At 60.2% G+C, this 25,524-nt stretch carries 23 protein-coding genes; 10 read left to right on the top strand and 13 right to left on the bottom strand.

Annotated elements, in window-relative coordinates:
• Nucleotides 1-71 precede the first annotated feature (71 nt).
• Nucleotides 72-1,250 (top strand): NAD(P)/FAD-dependent oxidoreductase, encoded by a 1,179-nt coding sequence (locus KGB27_RS24345; protein ID WP_223414047.1) that lies wholly within the window; start codon nucleotides 72-74, stop codon nucleotides 1,248-1,250.
• A gap of 226 nt (nucleotides 1,251-1,476) precedes the next feature.
• On the top strand, nucleotides 1,477-3,660 hold the full coding sequence (yccS, locus tag KGB27_RS24340) for a YccS family putative transporter (protein WP_207284855.1): 2,184 nt from the start codon (nucleotides 1,477-1,479) through the stop codon (nucleotides 3,658-3,660).
• Nucleotides 3,661-3,777: 117 nt separating this feature from the next.
• Here the strand turns inward: yccS and KGB27_RS24335 are convergent, their stop codons facing one another.
• Nucleotides 3,778-4,515: a substrate-binding periplasmic protein gene (locus KGB27_RS24335; protein WP_008033284.1), complete on the bottom strand. Its 738-nt coding sequence runs from the start codon at nucleotides 4,513-4,515 to the stop codon at nucleotides 3,778-3,780.
• A gap of 256 nt (nucleotides 4,516-4,771) precedes the next feature.
• On the opposite strand from KGB27_RS24335, the gene KGB27_RS24330 reads away from it, so the two are divergent.
• Nucleotides 4,772-5,224 (top strand): GNAT family N-acetyltransferase, encoded by a 453-nt coding sequence (locus tag KGB27_RS24330; protein ID WP_008044754.1) that lies wholly within the window; start codon nucleotides 4,772-4,774, stop codon nucleotides 5,222-5,224.
• 98 nt (nucleotides 5,225-5,322) lie between these two features.
• On the opposite strand, the gene KGB27_RS24325 is transcribed toward KGB27_RS24330, so the two are convergent.
• From KGB27_RS24325 to KGB27_RS24315, 3 genes are read right to left on the bottom strand one after another with little or no spacing between them, the layout of a single operon-like run.
• On the bottom strand, nucleotides 5,323-5,619 hold the full coding sequence (locus KGB27_RS24325; protein WP_008033286.1) for a helix-turn-helix domain-containing protein: 297 nt from the start codon (nucleotides 5,617-5,619) through the stop codon (nucleotides 5,323-5,325).
• Nucleotides 5,620-5,634: 15 nt separating this feature from the next.
• Nucleotides 5,635-6,126, bottom strand: a complete 492-nt coding sequence (locus KGB27_RS24320) for a YgjP-like metallopeptidase domain-containing protein (protein ID WP_032832888.1) — start codon at nucleotides 6,124-6,126, stop codon at nucleotides 5,635-5,637.
• A gap of 46 nt (nucleotides 6,127-6,172) precedes the next feature.
• The gene (locus KGB27_RS24315) at nucleotides 6,173-8,296 is read right to left on the bottom strand and encodes a putative bifunctional diguanylate cyclase/phosphodiesterase (RefSeq protein ID WP_192227570.1); all 2,124 of its coding nucleotides are present in this window, start codon (nucleotides 8,294-8,296) and stop codon (nucleotides 6,173-6,175) included.
• Between the two features lie 321 nt (nucleotides 8,297-8,617).
• Between KGB27_RS24315 and KGB27_RS24310 the strand changes: the two genes are divergently transcribed.
• Nucleotides 8,618-9,286: a polysaccharide lyase family 7 protein gene (locus KGB27_RS24310; RefSeq protein WP_207284858.1), complete on the top strand. Its 669-nt coding sequence runs from the start codon at nucleotides 8,618-8,620 to the stop codon at nucleotides 9,284-9,286.
• Between the two features lie 192 nt (nucleotides 9,287-9,478).
• Here the strand turns inward: KGB27_RS24310 and fba are convergent, their stop codons facing one another.
• From fba to tkt, 6 genes are all read right to left on the bottom strand, one after another.
• Nucleotides 9,479-10,543, bottom strand: coding sequence for a class II fructose-bisphosphate aldolase (fba, locus tag KGB27_RS24305; protein ID WP_007981624.1), 1,065 nt, complete (start codon nucleotides 10,541-10,543; stop codon nucleotides 9,479-9,481).
• A gap of 237 nt (nucleotides 10,544-10,780) precedes the next feature.
• Entirely contained in the window at nucleotides 10,781-11,113 is a 333-nt protein-coding gene (locus KGB27_RS24300; RefSeq protein WP_008045002.1) for an MliC family protein, read from the bottom strand.
• 56 nt (nucleotides 11,114-11,169) lie between these two features.
• Complete coding sequence (locus KGB27_RS24295; RefSeq protein ID WP_008033291.1) at nucleotides 11,170-11,391, bottom strand: hypothetical protein; 222 nt, start codon at nucleotides 11,389-11,391, stop codon at nucleotides 11,170-11,172.
• Nucleotides 11,392-11,425: 34 nt separating this feature from the next.
• Nucleotides 11,426-12,589, bottom strand: coding sequence for a phosphoglycerate kinase (locus KGB27_RS24290; protein ID WP_008033293.1), 1,164 nt, complete (start codon nucleotides 12,587-12,589; stop codon nucleotides 11,426-11,428).
• Between the two features lie 12 nt (nucleotides 12,590-12,601).
• Entirely contained in the window at nucleotides 12,602-13,654 is a 1,053-nt protein-coding gene (gene epd, locus KGB27_RS24285) for an erythrose-4-phosphate dehydrogenase (RefSeq protein WP_008033294.1), read from the bottom strand.
• Nucleotides 13,655-13,833: 179 nt separating this feature from the next.
• Nucleotides 13,834-15,831: a transketolase gene (tkt, locus tag KGB27_RS24280; RefSeq protein ID WP_008033295.1), complete on the bottom strand. Its 1,998-nt coding sequence runs from the start codon at nucleotides 15,829-15,831 to the stop codon at nucleotides 13,834-13,836.
• 260 nt (nucleotides 15,832-16,091) lie between these two features.
• Here tkt and KGB27_RS24275 point away from each other — a divergent pair, with 260 nt between their 5' ends.
• The 4 genes from KGB27_RS24275 (at nucleotide 16,092) to KGB27_RS24260 (ending at nucleotide 20,720) form a co-directional block, all read left to right on the top strand.
• Complete coding sequence (locus KGB27_RS24275; protein WP_207284861.1) at nucleotides 16,092-17,087, top strand: ArsR/SmtB family transcription factor; 996 nt, start codon at nucleotides 16,092-16,094, stop codon at nucleotides 17,085-17,087.
• 18 nt (nucleotides 17,088-17,105) lie between these two features.
• Nucleotides 17,106-18,296, top strand: a complete 1,191-nt coding sequence (gene metK / locus KGB27_RS24270; RefSeq protein WP_008033298.1) for a methionine adenosyltransferase — start codon at nucleotides 17,106-17,108, stop codon at nucleotides 18,294-18,296.
• Nucleotides 18,297-18,552: 256 nt separating this feature from the next.
• Nucleotides 18,553-20,226 (top strand): NAD-dependent DNA ligase LigB, encoded by a 1,674-nt coding sequence (gene ligB / locus KGB27_RS24265; protein WP_192227568.1) that lies wholly within the window; start codon nucleotides 18,553-18,555, stop codon nucleotides 20,224-20,226.
• 98 nt (nucleotides 20,227-20,324) lie between these two features.
• A complete protein-coding gene (locus KGB27_RS24260; RefSeq protein ID WP_223556600.1) occupies nucleotides 20,325-20,720 on the top strand; it encodes a DUF1090 domain-containing protein in 396 nt (131 codons plus the stop codon).
• Between the two features lie 128 nt (nucleotides 20,721-20,848).
• Here KGB27_RS24260 and KGB27_RS24255 read toward each other — a convergent pair whose 3' ends face one another.
• A complete protein-coding gene (locus KGB27_RS24255) occupies nucleotides 20,849-21,298 on the bottom strand; it encodes a c-type cytochrome (protein ID WP_223434065.1) in 450 nt (149 codons plus the stop codon).
• Between the two features lie 128 nt (nucleotides 21,299-21,426).
• Between KGB27_RS24255 and KGB27_RS24250 the strand changes: the two genes are divergently transcribed.
• Complete coding sequence (locus tag KGB27_RS24250) at nucleotides 21,427-22,611, top strand: murein transglycosylase A (RefSeq protein ID WP_223556599.1); 1,185 nt, start codon at nucleotides 21,427-21,429, stop codon at nucleotides 22,609-22,611.
• A 144-nt stretch (nucleotides 22,612-22,755) separates the two neighbouring features.
• Here the strand turns inward: KGB27_RS24250 and KGB27_RS24245 are convergent, their stop codons facing one another.
• A complete protein-coding gene (locus KGB27_RS24245; RefSeq protein ID WP_008045013.1) occupies nucleotides 22,756-23,139 on the bottom strand; it encodes an MAPEG family protein in 384 nt (127 codons plus the stop codon).
• Nucleotides 23,140-23,180: 41 nt separating this feature from the next.
• Nucleotides 23,181-24,014 (bottom strand): EamA family transporter, encoded by an 834-nt coding sequence (locus KGB27_RS24240; RefSeq protein WP_008033307.1) that lies wholly within the window; start codon nucleotides 24,012-24,014, stop codon nucleotides 23,181-23,183.
• A gap of 283 nt (nucleotides 24,015-24,297) precedes the next feature.
• On the opposite strand from KGB27_RS24240, the gene KGB27_RS24235 reads away from it, so the two are divergent.
• A complete protein-coding gene (locus tag KGB27_RS24235; RefSeq protein ID WP_008033308.1) occupies nucleotides 24,298-25,467 on the top strand; it encodes an MFS transporter in 1,170 nt (389 codons plus the stop codon).
• Nucleotides 25,468-25,524: the final 57 nt, after the last annotated feature.

Genomic DNA, 25,524 nt, shown 5'->3' with positions numbered 1-25,524 from the left:
ATCGTTCTTCGCGGGCAAGCCTCGCTCCTACAGATATAGGCTGGCTCCGAGATTTATGTGAGGACACCGTTTTGCGCTCTACCGAAGTCGTGATCATTGGCGCTGGCGCCGCAGGGTTGATGTGTGCGCTGACCGCCGCCGGGCGCGGGCGCAAGGTGATGTTGCTCGACCACGCGAACAAGGCCGGCAAGAAAATCCTGATGTCGGGCGGTGGCCGCTGCAATTTCACCAACATGTACACCGAACCGGGCAATTTTCTCTCGCAGAACGAACACTTCTGCAAATCCGCACTGGCGCGCTACACGCAGTGGGATTTCATCGGCATGGTCGCCAAGCACGGCGTGCCGTACCACGAGAAGAAACTCGGCCAGTTGTTCTGCGATAACAAATCCAGCGACATCCTCGAAATGCTGCTCAACGAGTGCGATCAGGTTGGCGCCAGCCTGCACCTGGACACGTCGATCCAGACCATTGAGAAGCTGGAAAGCGGCTATCTGCTGGACACCACACTGGGCCAGATCACCTGCGAATCCTTGGTGATCGCCACGGGCGGCCTGTCGATCCCGACCCTCGGCGCCACCGGTTTCGGTTACCAGGTCGCGAAGCAGTTTGGCCACGAATTGTTGCCGACCCGCGCCGGCCTGGTGCCTTTCACCATCACTGATCAGCTCAAAGAGCTTTGCACCGAACTGTCCGGTACGTCGGTGGATTGCCTGGTGAGCTGCAACGATCAGAGCTTTCGCGAGAACATCCTGTTTACCCATCGCGGCCTCAGCGGTCCGGCGATTTTGCAGATTTCCTCGTTCTGGGAATCCGGCGACCCGGTAGAGATCAACCTGATGCCGGATCACGATGTGCCGAGCTGGCTGCAACAGCAGCAGGCCGAACGTCCCAACAGCGAGTTGAAAACCCTGCTCGGCGAAATCTTCACCAAGAAGATGGCCAACCTGTTGGCGGACAACTGGTTCGTCTCCAAACCGATGAAGCAATACACCCACGCGGAAATTGCCGACATCGCCGAGAAGCTGGCGAGCTGGAAAGTGGTGCCGGCCGGGACCGAAGGCTACCGCACCGCCGAAGTGACCTTGGGCGGCGTCGACACCAACGAAGTCTCGTCCAAGACCATGGAATCGCTGAAAAGCCCTGGGCTGTATTTCATCGGCGAAGTGCTCGACGTGACCGGGCATCTGGGCGGTTTCAACTTCCAGTGGGCGTGGGCCTCCGGGTACGCCGCAGCGCAATTCGTCTGACGTACCGCGTTATCGTTCTTCGCGGGCAAGCCTCGCTCCTACAGGTGATATGCCAGTTTTCAGGTGGCGCAAAACCTGTAGGAGCGAGGCTTGCCCGCGAAGGCGTCCCGACAGACGACATAGAACTTAAGGAACAGATTTTGCTGTCAGATGTGATCGGCGCCATTGCGTCGGCGTCATTACTGGCTCAATTTAGCGTCATTGCCTCGGAAGGCCCTCGCACTTCATGCCATCGACCCCTTTTCGTCAGTCCCTGCGTCGCCTCTGGGCGCTGGATAAATTCAGTTACAGCGTGCGGGTGTTCATCGCCCTGACCGGCAGCATGGCGCTGTGTTGGTATCAGGATGAAATGGGGCTGCTGATCCCGTTGTTCCTGGGGATCATCGCCAGCGCCCTGGCCGAAACCGACGACAGCTGGCAGGGCCGCCTCAATTCGCTGGCCGTAACGCTGGTCTGCTTCATCGTCGCGGCCCTGTCCGTCGAACTGCTCTTCCCCTACCCCGTCCTGTTCATCATCGCTTTCGCATTGGCCGCTTTCTGCCTGACCATGCTCGGTGCGCTCGGCGAACGTTATGGCGCGATTGCCTCGGCGACGTTGATTCTGTCGGTCTACACCATGATCGGCGTGGACCAGCGCGGCGGCGCAGTGACCGATTTCTGGCACGAGCCGGTGCTGCTGGTGGCCGGCGCGGCCTGGTACGGTTTGCTTTCGGTGTTGTGGCAGGCGATGTTCTCCAACCAGCCGGTGCAACAGAGCCTGGCGCGGTTGTTCCGCGAACTGGGCTTTTACCTGAAGCTGAAATCGTCGCTGTTCGAGCCGATCCGACAGATGGACGTGGAAGCGCGCCGACTGGAACTGGCCCAGCAGAACGGTCGGGTCGTGGCAGCCCTGAACGCTGCCAAGGAAATCATTCTGCACCGGGTCGGCAACGGTCGACCGGGCTCGAAAGTCAGCCGTTACCTGAAGCTCTACTTCCTCGCTCAGGACATCCACGAGCGCGCCAGCTCCTCGCACTATCCGTACAACGCACTGGCCGACGCCTTTTTCCACAGCGACGTGCTGTTCCGCTGTCAGCGCCTGCTGCGCCAACAGGGCAAGGCTTGCCGAGCGCTGGCGGAATCGATCCAGATGCGCCAGCCATTCATCTATGACGCCAGCTTTGCCGAAGCCCTCAGCGACCTGCACGCATCCCTCGAACACCTGCGTGTCCAGAGCAACCCGGCCTGGCGCGGACTGCTGCGCTCCTTGCGCGCACTGGCCGCCAACCTCGGCACCCTCGACCGTTTGCTCAGCGATGCGAGCAACCCCGACGCCCTCGCCGACGCCACCGACAGCAGCCTGCTCGACCGTTCGCCACGCAGCCTCAAGGATGTGTGGATTCGCTTGCGCACGCAGCTGACGCCGACCTCGCTGCTGTTCCGCCATGCCCTGCGTTTGCCCCTGGCATTGAGCATCGGCTACGGCATGGTGCATTTGATTCACCCGTCGCAGGGTTACTGGATCATCCTCACCACGCTGTTCGTCTGCCAACCGAACTACGGCGCGACCCGCCGCAAGCTCGGTCAGCGGATCATCGGCACCGCCATCGGCCTGACCGTAGCGTGGGCGCTGTTCGATCTGTTCCCGAATCCGCTGATCCAGTCGTGCTTCGCCATTGCCGCCGGTGTGGTGTTCTTTATCAACCGCACCACCCGCTACACCCTGGCCACGGCCGCGATCACGCTGATGGTGCTGTTCTGCTTCAACCAGGTCGGCGACGGTTACGGCCTGTTCCTGCCGCGACTGTTCGATACCTTGCTCGGCAGCCTGATCGCCGGCCTGGCGGTGTTCCTGTTCCTGCCGGACTGGCAGGGCCGACGCTTGAACAAAGTGCTGGCCAACACCCTCACCTGCAACAGCATTTACCTGCGCCAGATCATGCAGCAATACGCCGCCGGCAAGAGCGACGACCTGGCTTATCGCCTGGCCCGGCGCAACGCGCACAACGCCGACGCGGCGCTCTCGACGACGCTCGCCAACATGCTGATGGAGCCGGGGCATTTTCGTAAGGAAGCGGATGTCGGGTTCCGTTTCCTGGTGTTGTCGCACACCTTGCTCAGCTATTTGTCAGGACTGGGTGCGCACCGTGAAACCCAACTGCCGACGGACGTGCGCGAGCAATTGATCGAAGGGGCCGGCGTGAAACTGGCGGCGAGCATCGATGAAATCGCTCAAGGGTTGGCGAGCAAACTGCCGATTGCGATTCAGAGTGATGAGGAAGAGGCACTGGCCAATGAGCTGGAACAGATGCCGGATGAGATCGATGAAGGGCAGCGATTGGTGCAGACGCAGTTGGCGTTGATCTGTCGGCAGTTGGGGCCGTTACGGACGTTGGCGGCGCATTTGATCAAGGACACCGGCGAGGATTGAGATGTGTGGTGAGTGGGCCGGCCTCTTCGCGGGCAAGCCTCGCTCCTACAAGTATCGCCGCGATACCTGTAGGAGCTAGGCTTGCCAGCGAAGAGGCCATCAGCAACACCGCAAAAACTACATCCCGTGCTGCTTCATCAACTGCTCATAACTGCCATCCGCTTTCATCTCCGCAATCTCACGGTCGAAACTGGCCACGATCTCTTCGTGGTGCGGATTTTTCAGGCTGACCAGAATGTGCAGGCTGTTCTCGCTCAACGGCTTGGGCAGGAACTCCACGGCATTGCGCACCTTGGCGGACTCCCGGGCCAGGTAATAACGCGCGACGTATTCGTCTTCCAGCGTCAGCTTGACCCGATCGGCAGCGACCATGCGCACGGCCATGGCGAAGCTGTGCACCGGGACCTTCTGCAGCGAGGCGTCCTCATCGAACGCCGGTGAATAGGCGTAACCGCGTACCACTGCAATCGGGTAGGTGTGCAGCTGTTGCAGGTTGTTGTATTCGATCGGTGCGTCCTTGCGCTTGAGAAAGCGCACGCGGTTGAGCAGGTACTCGCCGGAAAACCGGCCGAGCCTGGTGCGCTCTTCGGTATACCAGGCGTTCACCAGCACATCGTAACGGCCTTCGCCCACACCCATCAGGGCACGTGCCCAGGGCACCTGTTCAAAGTCACTTGCATAGCCGGCTCGCGCCAGCGCGGTGCTGACAATGTCTGTCGCCAGGCCGCCATTGAGCAGCGTCGCATCAGTAAAGGGTGGCCAGGCATCGGCTACCAGTCGCAGCTTTTCCGCTGCCGCGCTCTGAGTCAGCAACAGCAATCCGATCAAGGCCAAAGCTCGATGCAATCGCGGCATGCTCGAAAATCCTTAGCGGGCGGCTGCCCGACGTGTTTTCAGCCAAAACTCCAAGGCCCCGTAACGGCGAAACCCAGGTACCAACATTAGCTCATCGAAGCCACTGCACAGCGCTTCAGCCCAGATTACACAAAGAAGACAACGCCGCGCGAATTGAATGATGGCATTTTGGCCTTTGTCACAGATTTCTCTGCCATAAAGACATCTTTCGCCCAGGCGATTAGTATCGGAGCGACTAGGTCAACGGAATGTGAAGATGACAATCGATTGGATCTGCAAGCACCACAGTGATCTGGGCAAAGAGCAGCTGTACGCCATTCTGCAGTTGCGCTCAGAGGTTTTCGTTGTGGAGCAGAAATGCGTCTATCAGGACGTGGACGGCCAGGATCTGGAGGGTGACACCTGCCACTTGATGGCCTGGGACGGCGATCGGCTGGTGGCGTACCTGCGCTTGCTCGACCCGGAATTACAGGGCGGCGATGTGGTGATCGGCCGGGTGCTTACCGCCCCGCAAGCGCGCGGCAAAGGGTTGGGTCATGAGCTGATCGCCCTGGCGTTGAAGCAGGCTGGGAAGCGTTGGCCTGATGTGCCGGTTTATCTGTCGGCGCAGGCGCATTTGCAGGGGTATTACGGGCGGTACGGGTTTGTCGTGGCGGGTGAGGAATACGTGGAAGATGGCATTCCGCATATCGGGATGCGTCGTTCTTGAGGGCCTCTTCGCGGGCAAGCCTCGCTCCTACACAGACTTCACTGTTTCTGTAGGAGCGAGGCTTGCCCGCGAAGGCGCCAGGTCAAACACCGCAGGAGCTAGGGATACTCCAACACCGCTTTAATCTGCCGCAGATTCCGCTCGATCCACCCCCGATCAATCGCTCCCCACTCGCGAATCCGATAACGCCCCGCATGGTTGCGCGCGCCCTCTTCCTGCTCGAACTCGCAAACGATATCCAGATCCGCCAACGCCGCAATGGTGTCCTGCGCCGTGCGCCGGGGCATGCCGGTCACGTCGGTCAATGCCGGGACGCTGCTGGCCAGCCCACTGTCGATCAGGTACGCCACGTATAAACGGCGATAGAAGCTGCTCTTGGTCTTGCTCACGTCCATCCACACACTCCTTGGCTACTGCATTTCCCGCCACGTCAGGTACACCCGCAAATCGAATTCGACCTGGTGATACCCCGGCAACATGTGTTCGCACAGCTTGTAGAACGCCTTGTTGTGATCCGATTCCTTGAAGTGCGCCAGCTCATGCACCACGATCATTTTCAGGAACTCGCAAGGCGCCTCCTTGAACAGCGAGGCCACGCGAATTTCTTTCTTGGCCTTGAGTTTGCCGCCCTGCACCCGCGAGATCGTGGTGTGCAGGCCGAGGGCGCGGTGGGTCAGGTCCAGACGGTTGTCGAACAACACTTTGTCGATGGCCGGGGCGTTACGCAGGTATTCCTGCTTGAGGTCCAGGGCATAGGCATACAGCGCCTTGTCACTCTGCACGTCGTGCTTTTGCGGGTAGCGTTTGTCCAGGTAATCGCCCAGCCGACCTTCGGTGATCAGCCAGCGCACCTGGTCCTGCAACTCTACGGGATAGGCCTGAAGGTATTTCAACGCGGTCATCGGGATAGGCAACATCAATTACTGAAAGGCCGCCAGTGTAGCGAATTCAGTCGACCAACGTGCTCCAGTCGAACGGCCGCACAAAGTCGCCGACGTCCTCGGCCATCATCGGCCGCGCCACCAGAAAGCCTTGCACGTACTCGCAACCATTGGCTTGCAGCCATTCATATTGCGCGATGGTTTCCACGCCTTCGGCGATCACCAGCATCCCGTACTGCTTGCACAGGTCGATCACATTGCGCACCAACGCCGCATCCCGCGAAGAGTCCGGCAACCGGGCGATCACATGCCGGTCAAGCTTGAGCGTGTCCAGCTCCAGATCCCGCAGATGCGACAACGAGCACGGCCCGGAGCCGAAATCATCCAGCGCCACCCGCACCCCCAGATTGCGCAGCAGGCGCAGTTGTTTGCGGGTTTCATCGGGGTTGTGCATCAAGGCCTCTTCCGTGACCTCGACCTCCAGATGCCGCGCCTGCAAGCCATGGCGTTCCAGCACCTGACGCAACTCGGTGACCAGGTTGGGCATGCCGAACTGTGTACTGCTCAAGCTGACGCCCAGCACCAAGTCCTCGGCAAACAAGGTTTCCCAGGCTTTGCGTTGCCCGGCGCCGCGATGATAAATCCAGCTGCCCAGGCGACTGATCAACCGCGCCTCTTCCAGCAACGGCAAAAACAGCCCCGGCGGTACATCGCCGACGCTCGGATGCTGCCAGCGCAGCAGGGCTTCGAACCCGCGAATCTGGCCTCCGGCAATGGCCACCTGCGGTTGATACACCAGATTGAAATCGCGGTTTTCGATGGCGGTGCGCACACTTTCTTCGAGCATCAGCCGTGAGCGCGCCCGACCGTTCATGTCATGGTCGTAGAAGCGATATTGCTGACGCCCGGCACGCTTGGCTTCGTACATGGCGATGTCGGACGCTCGCAGCAAACCATCGAGATTGGCCCCGCAATCCGGATACGTGGCAATGCCGATGCTGGCCCCGAGGGCGATATCCAGCCCATCGATCTGCTGACAGATCGACACCCGCTCAATCAGCTTCTCGGCAATCTTGGCCGCTTGCTCGGGGAACTCCAGATCGAGCAGCGCCGTGAATTCGTCGCCGCCCATGCGCGCCAGAATGTCGAAGGGTCGCAAGCAAGCCTTCAGCTGTTCGGACACCCAGCGCAACACGCGGTCACCGGCATCGTGACCAAGGGAATCGTTGACCCGTTTAAAACCGTCGAGGTCGAGGTACAGCAACACCCAGGCGCTGTCGTTACGCTCACCGCGCAGCAGCAGGTTTTCCACGGTCTGATAGAAACCACGGCGATTGAGCAGGCCGGTCAACGGGTCGGTCACCGCCTGGAATTCCAGCTGCTGATGCAGATGACGCACCACCGACATGTCCAGCACCGTCACCACCATCGCGTGTTGCTCGGTTGGCAATGGCGCGCATGAAAGTGCGACAGGCACCTGCTGGCCCGGCGCTGTACGCAATAGCGCATCGTGCAGGCGCAGGGTTTCGCCGCGTTTGTAACCGGCCAGCAGTTCTGAATCGGCCCAGACCGGAATATGCGGCTTTTGCAGGTAATCCAGAAACTCTTTGCCTTGCAGGTCTTGCACCGTGGCGTTGAGCAGTCGCGACATCGCCGGGTTGGCAAAGCGGATCAAACCGTCCTCGCCGACCACCAGGATGCCTTCGGCGGCATTGTCCAGCACCGAGGCGTTGAAGGCGCGCGCGACCTCCAGATCGTGGCTCAGGCGCTGCAACGCCCGGCGATTGCGCTGATGCTCCAGCAGCGCCTGGACTTTGGGCTTGAGAATCTGCGGGTCGAACGGTTTGAACAGGTAATCCACCGCTCCACTGGCGTAGCCCTTGATCACGGCATCCTGGGACTGTTCGTTGGCGGTGAGGAAAATGATCGGCGTGAGACGGGTGCGCTGACTGCCGCGCATCAGGCGCGCCACTTCAAAACCGTCCATGCCCGGCATCTGCACATCCAGCAGCACCAGGTCGATATCGTGTTCGAGCAGAAGGCCGAGGGCTTCGAAACCGGAGGCAGCAGTAATGACCTGCCAGTCCTGGCGCTGCAGCAACGCGCGCATGCTGATCAGGTTTTCAGGGTAATCATCGACGATTAAAAGGGTTGAGCTGCCTTCGGCTGGCGTGGGTTGCGCGCATTCCATGCTGCTTCTCTATGTCGGGGCGTCAGGCCGGTTTCTCGTGAAAACCGGACAAATGTTACGTCTTCACTCTAGACCGGGATTCGCGAAAGCAGAAGATATCAGTACGCCATCATTTAACTAAAGGGTTCATTGCCCGACTAACGGTCACCTCTACAGCCCGCTAAAACCGGGAAAGATGGCCTTTTAACAGGATTTTGACGTCATCCATTTGTCAGACAGACGTTAACAAAATAGCCTTCTACGCTTATAAAGACCGCCCCCAAAGGCGCGTGCTAGAGCTTCTGGTACGTCCGTGCCGCAAAATTCGTGGAAGCTTTGCCTATGATCGATCTCGCATCCTGGAACCTCAGCGTTCCCGTCGGTAACCCGCCGTACACCGTTGAAACGGCCAAACTGGTGAATGGGTTCAAGGATCAATACTTCCACTCCGACACCGGCACACTGTTTTTCTGGTCGCCGGTGACTGGCACCCGCACCGAAAATGCCAAATACCCCCGCACCGAACTACGGGAAACCTACAGCAACGGCACCCTGAAAAACTGGTACTACCCGGACGCCGACAATTCCCTGCGCGCCACCCTGGCGGTGAACCAGGTGCCGAGCTCCGGCAAAATCGTCATCGGCCAGATCCACGCCTACGAAAGCCAGAAACCCATGGTAAAGGTCGAGTATCAATACAAGACCACCACCAAGACCGGCAACATCGTCGCCAAAGTGCGCATGCACCCCGATGACGACGTAGGCCGGGTAATCACCATCGCCACCGGCGTGAAACTGGATCAGGAGTTCTCCTACCTCATCCACCTCAGCCCTGGCGGTGCGCTGGGCATCAGTGCCGCGGGTTATCAGTGGGACACCAACATCAGCGCCACGTGGCGGGTCAAACCCCTGTACTTCAAGGCCGGGGTGTATGTGCAGGACAACACCGGGTACACCAGTGAAGGCGGTAAAGTGACATTTAGCAAACTGGATATTGATCACGATAAGTGATGTGAATCACGGCTGAACCTGTGGGAGCGAGCCTGCTCGCGATGGCGGAGTGTCATTCAACGTTGAAGTCGCCTGACACCCCGCCATCGCGAGCAGGCTCACTCCTACAATGACCGCATTCAACCAAGAGTCATCGCCCATAAAAAAACCCGCCTCTCGGCGGGTTTTTTGTGCAACTCAAACGCTGAAGGCTTAGTTAACCTTGGCGTTCAACTCACCTTTCAGATAACGCTGATACATGCCTTCCAGCGAAATCGCTTTGATCTTCGAAGCGTTGCCGGCAGTGCCGAAGGCTTCGTAGCGAGCGATACACACATCACGCATCGCAGTCACGGTCGCGCCGAAGAACTTACGCGGGTCGAATTCGCTCGGGTTGGTGGCCATCAGGCGACGCATCGCACCGGTGGACGCCAGGCGCAGGTCGGTGTCGATGTTGACCTTGCGCACGCCGTGCTTGATGCCTTCGACGATTTCTTCAACCGGTACGCCGTAGGTTTCTTTGATGTCGCCGCCGTACTGGTTGATGATCGCCAGCCACTCTTGCGGAACCGAAGACGAACCGTGCATTACCAGGTGGGTGTTCGGGATGCGCTTGTGGATTTCTTTGATGCGGTCGATGGCCAGCACGTCGCCGGTAGGCGGCTTGGTGAACTTGTACGCGCCGTGGCTGGTGCCGATGGCGATGGCCAGGGCGTCGACCTGAGTGCGTTTGACGAAGTCGGCAGCTTCTTCCGGGTCGGTCAGCATCTGGCTGTGATCCAGAACGCCTTCAGCGCCGATGCCGTCTTCTTCACCGGCCATGCCGGTTTCCAGCGAACCCAGGCAGCCCAGCTCGCCTTCTACCGATACGCCGCAGGCGTGAGCCATGGCGACGGTTTGTTGGGTAACACGGACGTTGTAGTCGTAGTCGGTCGGCGTCTTGCCGTCTTCGCCCAGGGAGCCGTCCATCATCACCGAGCTGAAGCCCAGCTGAATGGAGCGCTGGCAGACGTCAGGGCTGGTGCCGTGGTCCTGGTGCATGCACACCGGGATGTGCGGGAATTCTTCGATTGCCGCCAGGATCAGGTGACGCAGGAACGGTGCGCCGGCGTATTTGCGAGCACCGGCCGACGCCTGGACGATCACCGGGGAGTCAGTCTTGTCAGCGGCTTCCATGATGGCGCGCATCTGCTCAAGGTTGTTGACGTTGAAGGCTGGAACGCCGTAGCCGAACTCGGCTGCGTGGTCCAGCATCTGGCGCATGCTGATAAGTGCCATTGTGTGTGTCTCTCCCGGTTTGGGTCGTTAATCGTGCCAGCCTGCCGGAGCGGCGGCGGCTATTCAAGTTATTGCAGATCGGGGGTCAGCCCGGCCTGCGAATTCGGTATTACGCTACTGACCTGCACATCCCCTGTAGGAGCCGGCTTGCCGGCGATGGCGTCCGCACAGACACCACACGCCTCAAGGGCCTCATCGCTGGCAAGCCAGCTCCTACAGAGGTTGCGTCGGCCGTTGTTATTCGGCTTTACAACCGCGGCCGATCAAATCGTTGGTGGCGACCCAGTAAACCAGGCCTTCCTCACCTTTTATGTGAAACGCCAGCATGTCGTTGCTGTACAGCGAACCTTCGGCGCCTGGCTCAAGCTTCAGGCGATAGACCTGATCGGCCCCGCCGAGGCGCACGTCGACGGCCTTATGGCTGTCGTCAGTGTAGCGCCAGACCACTTTGGCCTGGCTGTCGCAGGTCCAGGTGGCCCAGCTGTCCGTCGATTGGGCCGGCTTGAACAGGTCAAAATTCGAGCAACCTGCCAGCAGCACCAGCGCCGTAATGGCGATAAAACCTTTCATCCGTGTTCCTCGACTGACGGCGCACGCTGCCAGCCCTGAGTAAGGAGTCAGACCCGTCAAGGACAACCATGTTCCTTGGCGGGGGTCTGTGTTTCGTATTTGTCCAGGCCATCAGGCCCGGAACGCTTGTTGAGCACCGGGTTGGTTTCCGCTTGCCAGTCAGCCTGGTAGCAGCTTTTTTGTACCGATTGCGGCGCAGGTTCCGGTGCGGCCTTCGGGTTACTCCCGCAAGCCGCCAGTGAACCGGCGACGATCAACAGCGCTAGCGTCTTGACCATCTGAACACTCCTTTGCCTGGTCAAATCAGCGACCTCAGGCCTTGGCCCGACTTTCCAGGACTTCTACGGCCGGCAACACTTTGCCTTCGACGAATTCGAGGAATGCGCCGCCGCCGGTAGAAATGTAGGAGATCTGATCCGCTACGCCATATTTATCAATGGCCGCCAGGGTGTCGCCGCCGCCCGCGATGGAGAACGCCGAGCTTTCGGCGATGGCCTGGGCCAAGACTTTGGTGCCGTTACCGAACTGGTCGAATTCGAACACGCCGACCGGGCCGTTCCACAGGATGGTCTTGGACGACTTCAGCAGCTCGGCGAAATTCGCCGCGGTCTGTGGGCCGATGTCCAGGATCATGTCGTCTGCCGCAACGTCGGCGATCAGCTTGACGGTGGCGGTGGCGCTTTCAGCGAATTCCTTGGCGACCACTACGTCGACCGGCAGCGGCACGCTGACTTTGGCGGCGATGGCGCGAGCGGTGTCCAGCAGGTCCGGTTCGTACAGCGACTTGCCGACCGGGTGACCGGCTGCGGCCAGGAAGGTGTTGGCAATGCCGCCGCCGACGATCAGCTGGTTGCAGATCTGGCTCAGGCTGTTCAGCACGTCGAGTTTGGTCGATACCTTGGAACCGGCAACGATGGCTGCCATTGGTTGAGCCGGAGCGCCCAGGGCTTTGCCCAGTGCGTCCAGTTCGGCGGCCAGCAACGGGCCCGCGGCCGCAACTTTGGCGAACTTGGCCACGCCGTGGGTCGAACCCTCGGCGCGGTGAGCGGTGCCGAAGGCGTCCATCACGAACACGTCGCACAGGGCGGCGTATTGCTGGGCCAGTTCGTCAGCGTTCTTTTTCTCGCCCTTGTTGAAGCGCACGTTTTCGAACAGCACGATGTCGCCGGCCTTGACGTCAACGCCGCCCAGGTAATCGGCAACCAGCGGCACTTCGCGGCCCAGGGCCTTGCTCAGGTAGTCAGCGACAGGCTTGAGGCTGTTCTCGGCCGAGAACTCGCCTTCAGTCGGGCGGCCAAGGTGCGAGCAGACCATCACGGCCGCGCCTTTTTCCAGGGCCAGCTTGATGGTCGGCAGCGAGGCCAGGATTCGCGCATCGCTGGTGACAACACCGTCCTTGACTGGGACGTTGAGGTCTTCGCGGATCAATACGCGCTTACCTTGCAGATCGAGGTCGGACATCTTCAACACGGTCATGGGTCGCACTTCCTACGGTTTTTTTGAAGTTGCTGTTTGCAGATAGTGTTCTGCAACGTCCAGCATTCGGTTGGCAAAACCCCATTCGTTGTCGAACCAGGCCAGGATGTTCACCAGCCGTGGGCCGGAAACTCGGGTCTGACTGGCATCGACGATCGCCGAATGTGGGTCATGGTTGAAATCACAGCTTGCGTGGGGCAGCTCGGTGTAGGCCAGCAGGCCTTTGAGCGGGCCGCTGGTGGCAGCCTCGCGCAGAATCCGGTTGACCTCGGTGGCGTCGGTATCGCTCACGGTCTGCATCGTAATATCGAGGCAAGACACGTTCACGGTCGGCACCCGCACGGCTTTGGCCTGAATTCGCCCGGCAAGTTCCGGCAACAGGCGTTCGATGCCGCGCGCCAGACCAGTGGACACCGGAATCACCGACTGAAACGCCGAACGCGTACGGCGCAGGTCTTCGTGGTGATAGGCGTCGATCACCGGCTGATCGTTCATCGCCGAGTGGATGGTGGTGATCGACACGTATTCCAGGCCAATGGCCTGATCCAGCAGGCGCAACAGCGGCACGCCGCAGTTGGTGGTGCAGGATGCGTTGGACACCAGCAGCTCGTCGCCGGTCAGGCAATCCTGGTTCACGCCGTAGACGATGGTGGCGTCGACATCCGCCTCGCTGGCCATCGGCTGGGAAAACAGCACGCGTGGCGCGCCGGCGTCGAGGAAACGCTGGCCGTCTTCACGGGTGTGGTAAGCGCCGGAGCACTCCAGCACCAGATCGACGCCCAGGGACGCCCAATCGATGCCTTCGGGGGTGGCACTGCGCAGGACCTTCACGCAGTCACCATTAATATGCAGACAATCGCCGTCGACCTTCACCTCGCCGGGAAAACGCCCGTGCGTGGAGTCGAAGCGTGTCAGGTATTCGATGCTGGCCATGTCCGCCAGATCGTTGATCGCGACAATTTCAAACCCGGCCGCCGAGCCTCGCTCAAACAACGCACGCAAGACGCAACGACCAATCCGGCCGTAGCCGTTGAGTGCAACTTTGTAGGGACGCGGTTGAGGCATGGGGTTCTCGATAATTCGCAGCCAGACGTCATTCTTATATTCAACACAACCCTTGTAGGAGCTGGCTTGCCAGCGATGACGTCATCAGCTTCAACATAAATGTTGCCTGACCGGGCGCCATCGCTGGCAAGCCAGCTCCTACAGGGGATTGCGGTGGTCATGAGACCACCGCGTCGTGCTTAGTCTTCCAGCAGCTCTTCAGCCTGACCCAGGATGTTTTCCAGGGTGAAGCCGAACTCTTCGAACAAGGCTGGCGCAGGCGCCGACTCGCCGTAGGTGGTCATGCCGATGACGCGACCTTCCAGGCCCACGTACTTGTACCAGTAGTCCGCGTGAGAGGCTTCGATGGCGATGCGGGCGCTGACCTGCAACGGCAGGACCGATTGCTTGTAGTCGGCGTCCTGGGCATCGAACACGCTGGTGCACGGCATCGAAACGACGCGTACTTTACGACCCTGCTCGGTCAGCTTGTCATAAGCCTGAACCGCCAGGCCGACTTCGGAACCGGTGGCGATCAGGATCAGATCAGGCTCGCCTGCACAGTCCTTCAACACGTAACCGCCACGGGAGATCTCTTCGATCTGAATCGCGTTGCGGGTTTGGTGCTGCAGGTTCTGACGCGAGAAGATCAAGGCCGAAGGACCGTCCTTGCGCTCCAGCGCGCACTTCCAGCTCACCGCCGATTCCACGGCGTCGGCTGGACGCCAGGTGTCGAGGTTTGGCGTGCAGCGCAGGCTGGCCAGTTGCTCGATAGGCTGGTGAGTCGGGCCGTCTTCGCCCAGACCGATGGAGTCGTGGGTGTAGACGTGGATCACGCGCTGCTTCATCAAAGCCGACATGCGCACAGCGTTGCGGGCGTATTCCATGAACATCAGGAAGGTCGCGCCGTAAGGCACCAGGCCGCCGTGCAAGGCAACGCCGTTCATGATGGCAGTCATGCCGAACTCGCGTACGCCGTAGTACATGTAGTTGCCGCTGGCGTCTTCAGCCGTGACGCCTTTGCAGCCTTTCCACAGGGTCAGGTTGGAACCGGCCAGGTCAGCGGAGCCGCCGAGGAACTCAGGCAACAGCGGGCCGAACGCGTTGAGAGCGTTCTGGCTGGCTTTACGGCTGGCGATGGTTTCGCCTTTGGCAGCGACTTCAGCGATATAAGCATCGGCTTTCTCGGTGAAGTCGGCCGGCAGATCACCGCTCAGACGACGAATCAGTTCGTTCGCTTCGGTCGGGAAAGCGGCGGAGTAGGCAGCGAAACGCTGGTCCCACTCGGCTTCGGCAGCGCGGCCGGCTTCCTTGGCGTCCCACTCGGCGTAGATGTCGGCCGGGATTTCGAACGGACCATGATTCCACTTCAAAGCAGTACGGGTCAGTGCGATTTCCGCGTCACCCAATGGGGCGCCGTGGCAGTCTTCTTTACCTTGCTTGTTCGGCGAACCGAAACCGATGGTGGTCTTGCAGCAGATCAGGGTCGGCTGCGCGCTTTTGCGAGCGGTCTCGATGGCGATTTTGATCTCTTCAGGATCATGACCGTCGACGTTGCGGATCACCTGCCAGTTGTAGGCTTCGAAACGCTTCGGCGTGTCATCGGTGAACCAGCCTTCGACTTCGCCGTCGATGGAGATGCCGTTGTCATCGTAGAAGGCGATCAGTTTGCCCAGGCCCAAAGTACCGGCGAGCGAGCCGACTTCGTGGGAAATGCCTTCCATCATGCAGCCATCACCCAGGAACACATAGGTGTGGTGGTCAACGATGTTGTGGCCTGGACGGTTGAACTGCGCCGCCAGGACTTTTTCAGCCAGGGCAAAACCCACGGCGTTGGCCAGACCCTGGCCCAGTGGACCGGTGGTGGTTTCAACGCCCGGGGTGTAGCCGAGCTCCGGGTGACCCGGGGTGCGGCTGTGCAGTTGACGGAATTGCTTCAGGTCATCGATCGACAGGTCGTAGCCGGTCAGGTGCAGCAGCGAGTAGATCAGCATCGAGCCGTGGCCGTTGGACAGCACGAAGCGGTCACGGTCGGCGAACGATGGATTGCTCGGGTTGTGCTTCAGGTAGTCACGCCAAAGTACTTCGGCGATATCCGCCATACCCATCGGGGCACCGGGATGGCCGCTGTTGGCTTTTTGCACGGCATCCATGCTGAGGGCACGAATGGCGTTGGCACGCTCACGACGGCTGGGCATCGCTGATCTCCTAGGGTTTGAATAAAACGAAACGGAAAAAAGGCGAGCATTTTCCCTCACAGGCATGCCTCGCGGCAATGACAGATAGTCATCTGAAGGCGTTTTTCCAATGGATAAAGACGGTTTCGGCTGGTGAAACCTTTCTGCTATTCGTTTGTAGAGTGAAACAAGTCATCAGAAGTGCCACCCATCGAGCAATATCAAAACTTTTTGATATTGCTCTTGCGGTACTTTCTGACCGTCACTAGACTGCTGGCCCTATGAATTTACGCGTGCCTTCCATTCAACATGACGAGAGCGATGAGCTGGCGGCCCTGTGCAAGGCCGGTGGCGATCCTCTGCGGCTGAATGTATTGCGCGCGCTGGCCAACGACTCGTTTGGCGTACTCGAACTGGCGCAGATCTTCGGTATCGGCCAGTCGGGCATGAGTCATCACCTCAAGGTGCTGGCCCAGGCCGACCTGGTGGCAACGCGCCGTGAAGGCAACGCGATTTTCTACCGTCGCGCCCTGCCCCACACCGACCTGCTCGGCGGCAAGTTGCACGCCGCGCTGCTCGAAGAAGTGGACAACCTGACCCTGCCTGCCGATGTGCAGTCGCGGATCGGCCAGGTCCACGGGCAACGTGCAGCGGCCAGCCAGGATTTTTTCTCACGGGTCGCGGAGAAGTTTCGCGCCCAGCAAGACCTGATTGCCGGCCTGCCGCAGTACCGCGAAAGCGTGGTGGCCTTGCTCGATAAACTGAGCTTCAGCGAAGGCGCCACGGCCATCGAAGTCGGCCCTGGCGACGGTGCTTTTCTGCCGGAACTGGCGCGCCGCTTCACTCACGTCACCGCGCTGGACAACAGCCAGGCGATGCTCGAATTGGCGCGGCAGGTCTGCGAACGTGAAACGCTGGCTAACGTCAGCCTGCAACTGGCCGATGCATTGAATGGCGTAAGCCTCAAGGCCGATTGCGTTGTACTGAACATGGTGCTGCACCACTTTGCCGCGCCGGCCGATGCGCTCAAGCACATGGCCAAATTGCTGCAACCGGGCGGTAGCCTGCTTGTGACAGAGTTATGTAGCCACAACCAGAGTTGGGCCAGGGAGGCCTGCGGTGATCTCTGGTTGGGGTTTGAACAGGACGATCTGGCCCGTTGGGCCACCGCTGCGGGACTCGTTCCCGGGGAAAGCCTCTATGTAGGCTTACGTAATGGTTTCCAGATTCAGGTCCGCCACTTTCAGCGGCCAACTGGCGACACTCACCATCGGTAAATTCAGGAAAAAATCGAGATGAGCGAATACTCCCTCTTCACCTCCGAGTCCGTGTCCGAAGGGCATCCGGACAAAATCGCCGACCAGATTTCCGATGCGGTGCTGGACGCCATCATTGCTGAAGACAAGTTCGCCCGTGTGGCGTGCGAAACGCTGGTAAAAACCGGCGTGGCAATCATCGCAGGTGAAGTCACCACGTCGGCCTGGGTCGACCTGGAAGAAATCGTGCGTAACGTCATTCTGGACATCGGCTACAACAGCTCCGATGTCGGCTTCGACGGCGCCACTTGCGGTGTGATGAACATCATCGGCAAGCAGTCCCCTGACATCAACCAGGGTGTTGACCGTGCCAAGCCTGAAGATCAGGGCGCCGGCGACCAGGGCCTGATGTTCGGCTACGCCAGCAACGAAACCGACGTGCTGATGCCAGCACCGATCACGTTCTCGCACCAACTGGTTCAGCGCCAGGCCGAAGCCCGTAAATCCGGCCTGCTGCCTTGGCTGCGCCCGGACGCCAAGTCGCAAGTGACTTGCCGTTACGAAGGCGGCAAGGTTGTCGGTATCGACGCCGTTGTACTGTCGACCCAGCACAACCCTGAAGTGTCGTACAAAGACCTGCGCGAAGGCGTGATGGAGCTGATCGTCAAGCACGTGCTGCCTGCCGAACTGCTGACCAAAGACACCCAGTTCCACATCAACCCGACTGGCCAGTTCATCATTGGCGGCCCAGTGGGTGACTGCGGTCTGACCGGTCGCAAGATCATCGTCGACAGCTACGGCGGCATGGCCCGTCACGGCGGCGGCGCGTTCTCCGGTAAAGATCCATCGAAGGTTGACCGTTCCGCGGCCTACGCCGGTCGTTACGTGGCGAAGAACATCGTCGCTGCCGGCCTGGCCGAGCGTTGCGAGATTCAGGTTTCCTACGCGATCGGTGTTGCCCAGCCGACTTCGATCTCGTTGAACACCTTCGGCACCGGCAAAATCAGCGACGACAAAATCGTCAAACTGGTTCGCGAAGTGTTCGACCTGCGTCCGTACGCAATCACCACCATGCTTGACCTGCTGCACCCGATGTACCAGGAAACCGCAGCGTACGGCCACTTCGGTCGCACCCCGGCGACCAAGACCGTGGGCGAAGACACCTTCACCACGTTCACCTGGGAAAAAACCGACCGCGCCGACGACCTGCGTTCGGCTGCCGGCCTGTAAGACCTCCCCGGCGGTACCAAAAGCCCTGCACGGTTCGCCGTGCGGGGCTTTTTATTGTCTTGCCTTTGAGACCGAGTCGCCCCCATCGCCGGCAAGCCGGTCTCGCTCCTACATTGGAATGCATTTCCCTGTAGGAGCGAGCCTGCTCGCGAAGAGGCCAGCCCAGTCCCCCGGAAACACCAGGCAAAACACCCACCGTCCCCGCCAGAAAATACTGACTAGCCTTCAAGCATCCCCCTGAGCAAGGACGCTCACGATGCTTCTGCGCCTGTTTTCTGTTTTTTCTCTGAGCTTTTTTTGCCTCACTACAACCGCAGCCGACTGTCCCGACTGGCCGCCCGTCAGGGCTCTGGACGAAATCACCACCCTGCAAAAACAGATCGACACCTGGGATGACAGTTATCACCGCCATGGCCGCTCGTTGGTCGCCGACGAACTTTACGATCAAGCCCTCGCTCGCCTCACCGAATGGCGCAGTTGCTTTGACTTGGGCCTGACGCCCGAACCATTACGCACGGCTGGCGGCAAAATTACCCACCCCATTGCCCACACGGGCCTGGAAAAAGCGCGGGACAGTCATGCGGTCGAAAACTGGTTGCGCAGCCGCGAGGACATCTGGGTACAACCCAAAGTCGATGGTGTGGCGGTGACGCTGATCTACCGCAAGGGCGTACTGCACCAGGCAATCAGTCGCGGCGACGGATTAAACGGGCAAGACTGGACGGCCTCGGCGCGACTGATCCCCGCCATCCCCCGACAACTGTCGCGCCCGCTGGACTTGCTGGTGCAAGGCGAACTCTATTGGCGACTGGTCGACCATGTGCAAGTCAAAGCCGGAAGCCTCAATGCCCGCACCACCGTGGCCGGCTTGATGGCGCGCAAGGAACTCAGCCCTGAGCAGGCCACCGGCATCGGCCTGTTTATCTGGGACTGGCCACAAGGCCCGGCCGGTCTGCCTGCTCGCATCGCTGCTCTGGATGAGCTGGGTTTGCCGAGCATCGCGCCTTACAGTCAGCCGGTACAGACAGTTGCCGATGCTGAACACTGGCGCGATTACTGGTACCACTCGCCCCTGCCCTTTGCCAGTGACGGTGTGGTCCTGCGCCAGAGCCAACGGCCTTCGGCCGAGCGCTGGCAGGCAAAAACACCGTACTGGGCCGTCGCCTGGAAATACCCCTTTGCCCAGGCGTTGGCCGAAGTACGCAAAGTCGACTTCAAGGTCGGCCGCACCGGACGGATCACCCCCGTGCTGGACTTGAAACCGGTGACGCTCGATGACCGGCAGATCAAGCGTGTCAGCGTCAGCTCACTGCGGCGCTGGGAGGAGCTGGACATCCGCCCCGGCGATCAGGTGTCCATCAGCCTCGCGGGACTGACCATTCCCCGGCTCGACGGCGTCGTATTACGCGCCGCCGAACGCCCAGCCTTGAACGCGCCGCTGGCAGCGGACTTTCATCATTTGAGTTGCTGGCAACCGACGCCGGGCTGTGAAAGCCAGTTTCTCGCGCGACTGACCTGGCTCAGCGGCAAGCAAGGGTTGGCCATGCCTCATGTCGGCCCAGGAACATGGGAGAAACTTTTCGAAACAGGCCACCTGAACGGCCTGCTGGATTGGTTGACCCTCGATGCTCAAGAGCTTGCTAACATTAACGGCTTCGGCGAGCGCAGCAGTACTCGTCTTCTAAACAGTTTCAACAGTGCCCGCCAACGCCCTTTTGCTCGCTGGCTCAAAGCTCTGGGTTTACCACCAACCGGCCAGGCAAACCTCGCCGACTCCTGGCAGGAACTGGCACAACGAAATACCGAACAATGGCAGGCCGAAGCCGGCATAGGCCCGGGACGCGCGGCGCAATTGAGCGCATTTTTCCGCGACCCGCAGGTCCTGGCCTTGAGCGACACATTACGTGCGGCGGGGATCGACGGTTTTTAGCAACCGCAGATTCTCGCCCGCCCGGGAACCCAAAGAGGCCGACGAGCTCAAACGCCCATCGCCCTATCGACCCGATTGCACCTGCACATGGAGCTTTTATGAAATTTCTTTCACCGCTCGCCCTGCTGACCCTTTGCAGCGTGATGGCCGCGCCACTGATGGCCGTCGAAGAGGCCCCGGGGCTGACCGGTTGTGCCGCCAAGAAACAGGGCATCATCAACCAGATCGAACTGGCCAAATCCCATGGCAACGCCGAACAGCAGGCAGGCCTGGAAACGGCACTGAGCGAAGTCACTGCGCATTGCACCGACGCTTCGCTGAAGAAGGAGCGGGAAAACAAGGTCCTCAATGCCAAGCATGAAGTCAGCCAGCGCCAGGCCGACCTCGACAAAGCCATGAAGAAGGGCGATCCGGAGAAGATCAACAAGCGCAAAGACAAACTGGCCGAGTCGCGCAAGGAACTGCAAAACGCGCTCGACGAGCTGGATAAATAAGAAAAGGTAAAGTCAGGAATTTGTAGCGTTCTTCAGGGAGCTTCGCGAGCAGGCTCGCTCCCACAGGGGAATGCAATCCTATGTGGGAGCGAGTCTGCTCGCGAAAGCGTCAGCAAGAGCGCTGCAAATCAATGATCCCGAAACTCTTTATGGCACGCACTGCAGGCATCTTCGACCTTCTGCACCGCCGGCCCCAGGTTGCTGGCCTTGTATGGCTGAACCTTGCTGGCAATCACCAATTCACCGGTGGCGGCTTCAAGGCTGCGGGCCATTTCCTGAAAGCGTGCCTGTTTCTGCCACACATCGCCCTTGGCGCTGGTGTGATCTTCTTCGCGCACCTGTGGAAAATGCTTCCACGGTTCCTGGGACAGCGCATCGAGTTTCACCGCGCCGTCAGCGAATTTCGGGCCGTCGAATGGAATGCGGCCGCGCAACATGCCACCCAGGTCTTCGCCGGTCTTGAGCATTTGTTTGAAGATTGCCTTGCGCTGGCCCAGTGGCGAATTCGGATCGACACCGCCGCACGCGGACAAGGTCAGGCAGGCCAGCAATACAACGGAAAGTCTTTTAAGAGTCATGGTGGCTTCAGGTCACGGGAAACGGCGGCCAGTATCCTCGCGTCATCGGCAAAGACCAATAGCCCTATTATCAATACGGGTTGTTTGAGCGCATGGAGCACTCAGGCAACCGACAAAGGAATTACTCCATGAACAGCCGTTTCAAGGCATGGCGTCACCGCCTCGCCTGGACCCTCCCGATGGTGGCCGTGCTCGCAGGCTGCACCGGCGGTGACAACAACAAACCCAAGACCCACGCGCTGGCGACTTACTCCAGCGCCACCTGGGAAGCCCTGCCGACGGTGTCCGATAACGACCTGGTCGCCGGCTTCGGTTCATGGCGCAGCGCCTGCACCCGACTCAAGGCCGACCCGATCTGGGGCTCGACCTGTGCCGCTGCCACCAACGTGCCGCAAACCGCCAGTGACATTCGCGGCTTCCTCAAACAGAACCTCGACGTCTACGGCCTGCGCGCCGCCAACGACAATCCCAACGGCTTGATCACCGGTTACTACGAACCGGTCTACCCCGGCAGCCTGACCCAAACTGACGTGGCGAACATCCCGGTATACGGGGTTCCAGAGGACATGATCATCGTCTCTCTGGACAGCATCTACCCGGAGCTCAAAGGCAAACGCCTGCGCGGACGGCTCGAAGGTCGCGTGCTCAAGCCTTACGACGATGCGGCAACCATCGAAACCAAAGGCGTCAAGGCGCCGGTCGTGGCGTGGCTGACCGACCCGATGAACCTGCAATTCCTGCAAATCCAGGGTTCCGGTCGCATTCAGCTCGACGATGGTCGCCAGTTGCGCATTGCGTATGCCGACCAGAACGGTCATCCGTATCGCCCCATCGGCCGCTGGCTGGTAGAGCAAGGCGAACTGAAGAAAGAAGACGTGACCATGGGCGCAATCAGCGATTGGGCCAAGGCCAACCCGGCGCGCATTCCGGAACTGCTCGGCAGCAACCCGAGCTATGTGTTCTTCACCCGCAACCCGGACAGCAATGAAGGCCCTCGCGGCTCGCTGAACGTACCGCTGACGGCGGGTTACAGCGCGGCGGTGGATCGCAAAGTGATTCCGCTGGGCAGCCTGTTGTGGCTATCCACAACGCGGCCGGACGGCTCCGCGCTGGTTCGCCCGGTGGCGGCTCAAGACACTGGCGGCGCGATTGCCGGCGAAGTCCGTGCGGATTTGTTCTGGGGCACCGGCGAAGCAGCCGGGCAACTGGCTGGCGACATGAAACAGCAGGGGCAAATCTGGATGCTCTGGCCCAAAGGCGCGGCCTTGCCGCAAGTGCCTCAGGTGGCTGATGCGGTTAAAGCCAACCCTTAATTACTGTGGCGGCAGATAGATAGCTTTCGCGGGCAAGCCACGCTCCTACAGGGATCTGCGTCGATCACACAATTGTGATCGCCGCAGATCCCTGTAGGAGCGTGGCTTGCCCGCGAAGGGGCCAAAATAAACACCGCAGATATGTCAGACCGAAATCACAAAGAAACTCACGATCAACCCCATCCCCACAAACCACACCAGCGACCGCAGAATCGCCCAGTCCGCCAGGTAGCAAATGATGTACAGCAGACGGCTGGTGATGAACAACACCGACAGCACATTGATCGTCACCAGCTCGGCGTTGCCGGCCAGGTGGGCCACGATCACCGCCGCCGCGAACGCCGGGGTCACTTCGAAACTGTTCAATTGCGCCGCATAGGCGCGCCGGCCCAAACCATTCAGTGACTCGAGAAAATCCCGGGGGTCATGATTGTCTTTCAGTCCAAAACGGCCACTGATCTTGGCAATCCCCACGCAGAGATAGGGCAGGAAGAACGCAATCAAAATGCACCACAGAGCAACCGTCATATCGCAGTCCCTTTCTTCGAGTTATAAAATCCGGATTCCGGTCAAAACTTCATCACCAACATGCCGATCAGCACCAGCCCACAGGCCAAGAGCCGCGGCCGACCGAAAGGTTCTTTCAGATAGCGCATGCCAAACAGCACCACCAGAATCACGCTGATCTCGCGCAATGCCGCCGCTTCTGCAATCGACCCCAGCTGCATCGCCCACAGCACCAGAGCGTAGCTGAACAACACGCAGAACCCGACCGCCAATCCCAAGCGCCATTGTTCACGCCAGAACAGCATGAACGCCGGCCGCTTGCGCACCAACGCCAGCAGCGGAAACGGCCAGGCGCTGAGCAACGTCACCCAGACCAGGTAGTCCAGCGGATGCGACCAGCGCCGCAACGCCTGGCCATCGATAAAGGTGTAGCAGCCAATGCACAGGCCAATCAGCGCCACCACCGGCAGCATCGACCACGGCAAACGCGTACCGCCACCGCCCTGCCACAGCAGGCACAGCATGCCCAACGGGATGAGCAGAATTCCGAAGATCTGCTGATTCGTCAGCACCTCCCCGGCAAAGATCAGCGTCAAGGCCAACACCACTAACGGCGACAAGCCACGCATCAGCGGGTACACCAAACCGAGATCACCCACCCGATAGGCCTGAATCAGCAGATAGCGATAAAGCAATTCGAATGCGGCCGATGCGAGAATCCATGGCCAGATTTCAATCGGTGGCAGCGCCACGAACGGCAGCATCAGCGCGACAAAAAGCATCGCCACGCTGTCCATGCAGGCCACGACCAACAACCGTTCCGCACTGAATTTAATCAGGGTGTTCCACGCCGCGTGCAACAGCGCCGCCACCAACACCAACGCCGTCGCAAGCACGGCACACTCCTTTTGTTCATCATCCTCACCCTGTAGGAGCACGGCTTGCCGGCGAAGGCGTTCTTGAGACCGCTTTCGCCGGCAAGCCGTGCTCCTACAAGGGCGGGGGGAGAATTGATTCGCCATATGTCAGCAGCTGTTTATACTGCAAGCGACCACGCCGCACTCAGTTGCGCACAGACTAATTCCAATAATTTCTGCCATGACCCGCTCTCTTCGAGAACGGTCGTCGGCCTGCGTATGCCTGATCACAGCGTCAAGACTACCGACAGAGACCTTGCGCATGCCACTCGCCTTGCTTGCCCTCGCTGTTGCCGCGTTCGGCATCGGCACCACTGAATTCGTCATCATGGGCTTGCTGCCCGACGTCGCTCGCGACCTCGCCGTGAGCATTCCCCACGCCGGTCTGTTGATCACCGGTTACGCCCTGGGCGTGGTGTTCGGCGCGCCGATCCTCGCGGTCGGCACCGCCAATATGCCGCGCAAAGCCACCCTGCTGGGCATGACACTGATGTTTATCCTCGGCAACGTGCTGTGCGCGTTGGCGCCAAACTACGCCACGCTGATGGCCGCCCGAGTAGTTACCGCGTTATGCCACGGGGCGTTCTTCGGCATTGGTTCGGTGGTCGCGGCCGGTCTGGTTGCGCCGAACAAACGGGCGCAGGCGATTGCCATGATGTTCACCGGCCTGACCCTGGCCAATGTGCTCGGCGTGCCATTGGGCACCGCGCTCGGCCAATACGCCGGTTGGCGTTCGACGTTCTGGGCGGTGTCGGTGATCGGTGTGATCGCCGCGATTGCGCAGTGGGTCTGGTTGCCGAAGGACATCGCCATGGACAAGGCCAACCTCGCCAGCGAGTTCAAGGTGCTGGGCAAGGTCAATGTGCTGCTGGCCCTGGGCATGAGCGTACTGGCGTCGACCAGCCTGTTCAGCGTGTTCACCTACATCGCGCCGATCCTGCAGGACATCACCGGGGTCAGCCCGCACGGCGTGACCATTATGTTGCTGTTGTTCGGCGTCGGTTTGACGGCGGGCAGCATGCTCGGCGGCCGCCTGGCCGACAGTCGCCTGCTGCCTTCACTGGTGGGCATGGCGTTGGCGGTGGTGGTCGTGCTGGCCGCGTTCACGCAGACCAGTCACTCGGTGATTCCGGCGGCGATCACGCTGGTGTTGTGGGGGATCTTTGCCTTCGCCCTGTGCCCGATTCTGCAACTGCTGATCATTGATCAGGCACATGAAGCACCCAATCTGGGTTCGACGTTGAACCAGAGCGCTTTCAATCTCGGTAATGCGGCCGGCGCGTGGATTGGCGGGCTGGTGGTCGCCAGCGGCGCGGACCTGGCGGACTTGCCGTGGACCGGCGCGCTGGTCAGTGGCCTGACGGTGCTGACGGCGCTTTTCTTCATTTACCTGCAACGTCGCGGTGCGGCTGCGGTCAATGTGTCCGCCTGAATAATTGCCTTCGCGGGCAAGCCTCGCTCCTACAGGATCGCGCAGATCCTGTAGGAG

Source organism: Pseudomonas sp. BF-R-01, from assembly GCF_019946615.1.
Lineage (GTDB): Bacteria > Pseudomonadota > Gammaproteobacteria > Pseudomonadales > Pseudomonadaceae > Aquipseudomonas > Aquipseudomonas migulae.
Note: the sequence above shows the minus strand (reverse complement) of the source record. Positions and strands in the feature narration are given on the sequence as shown.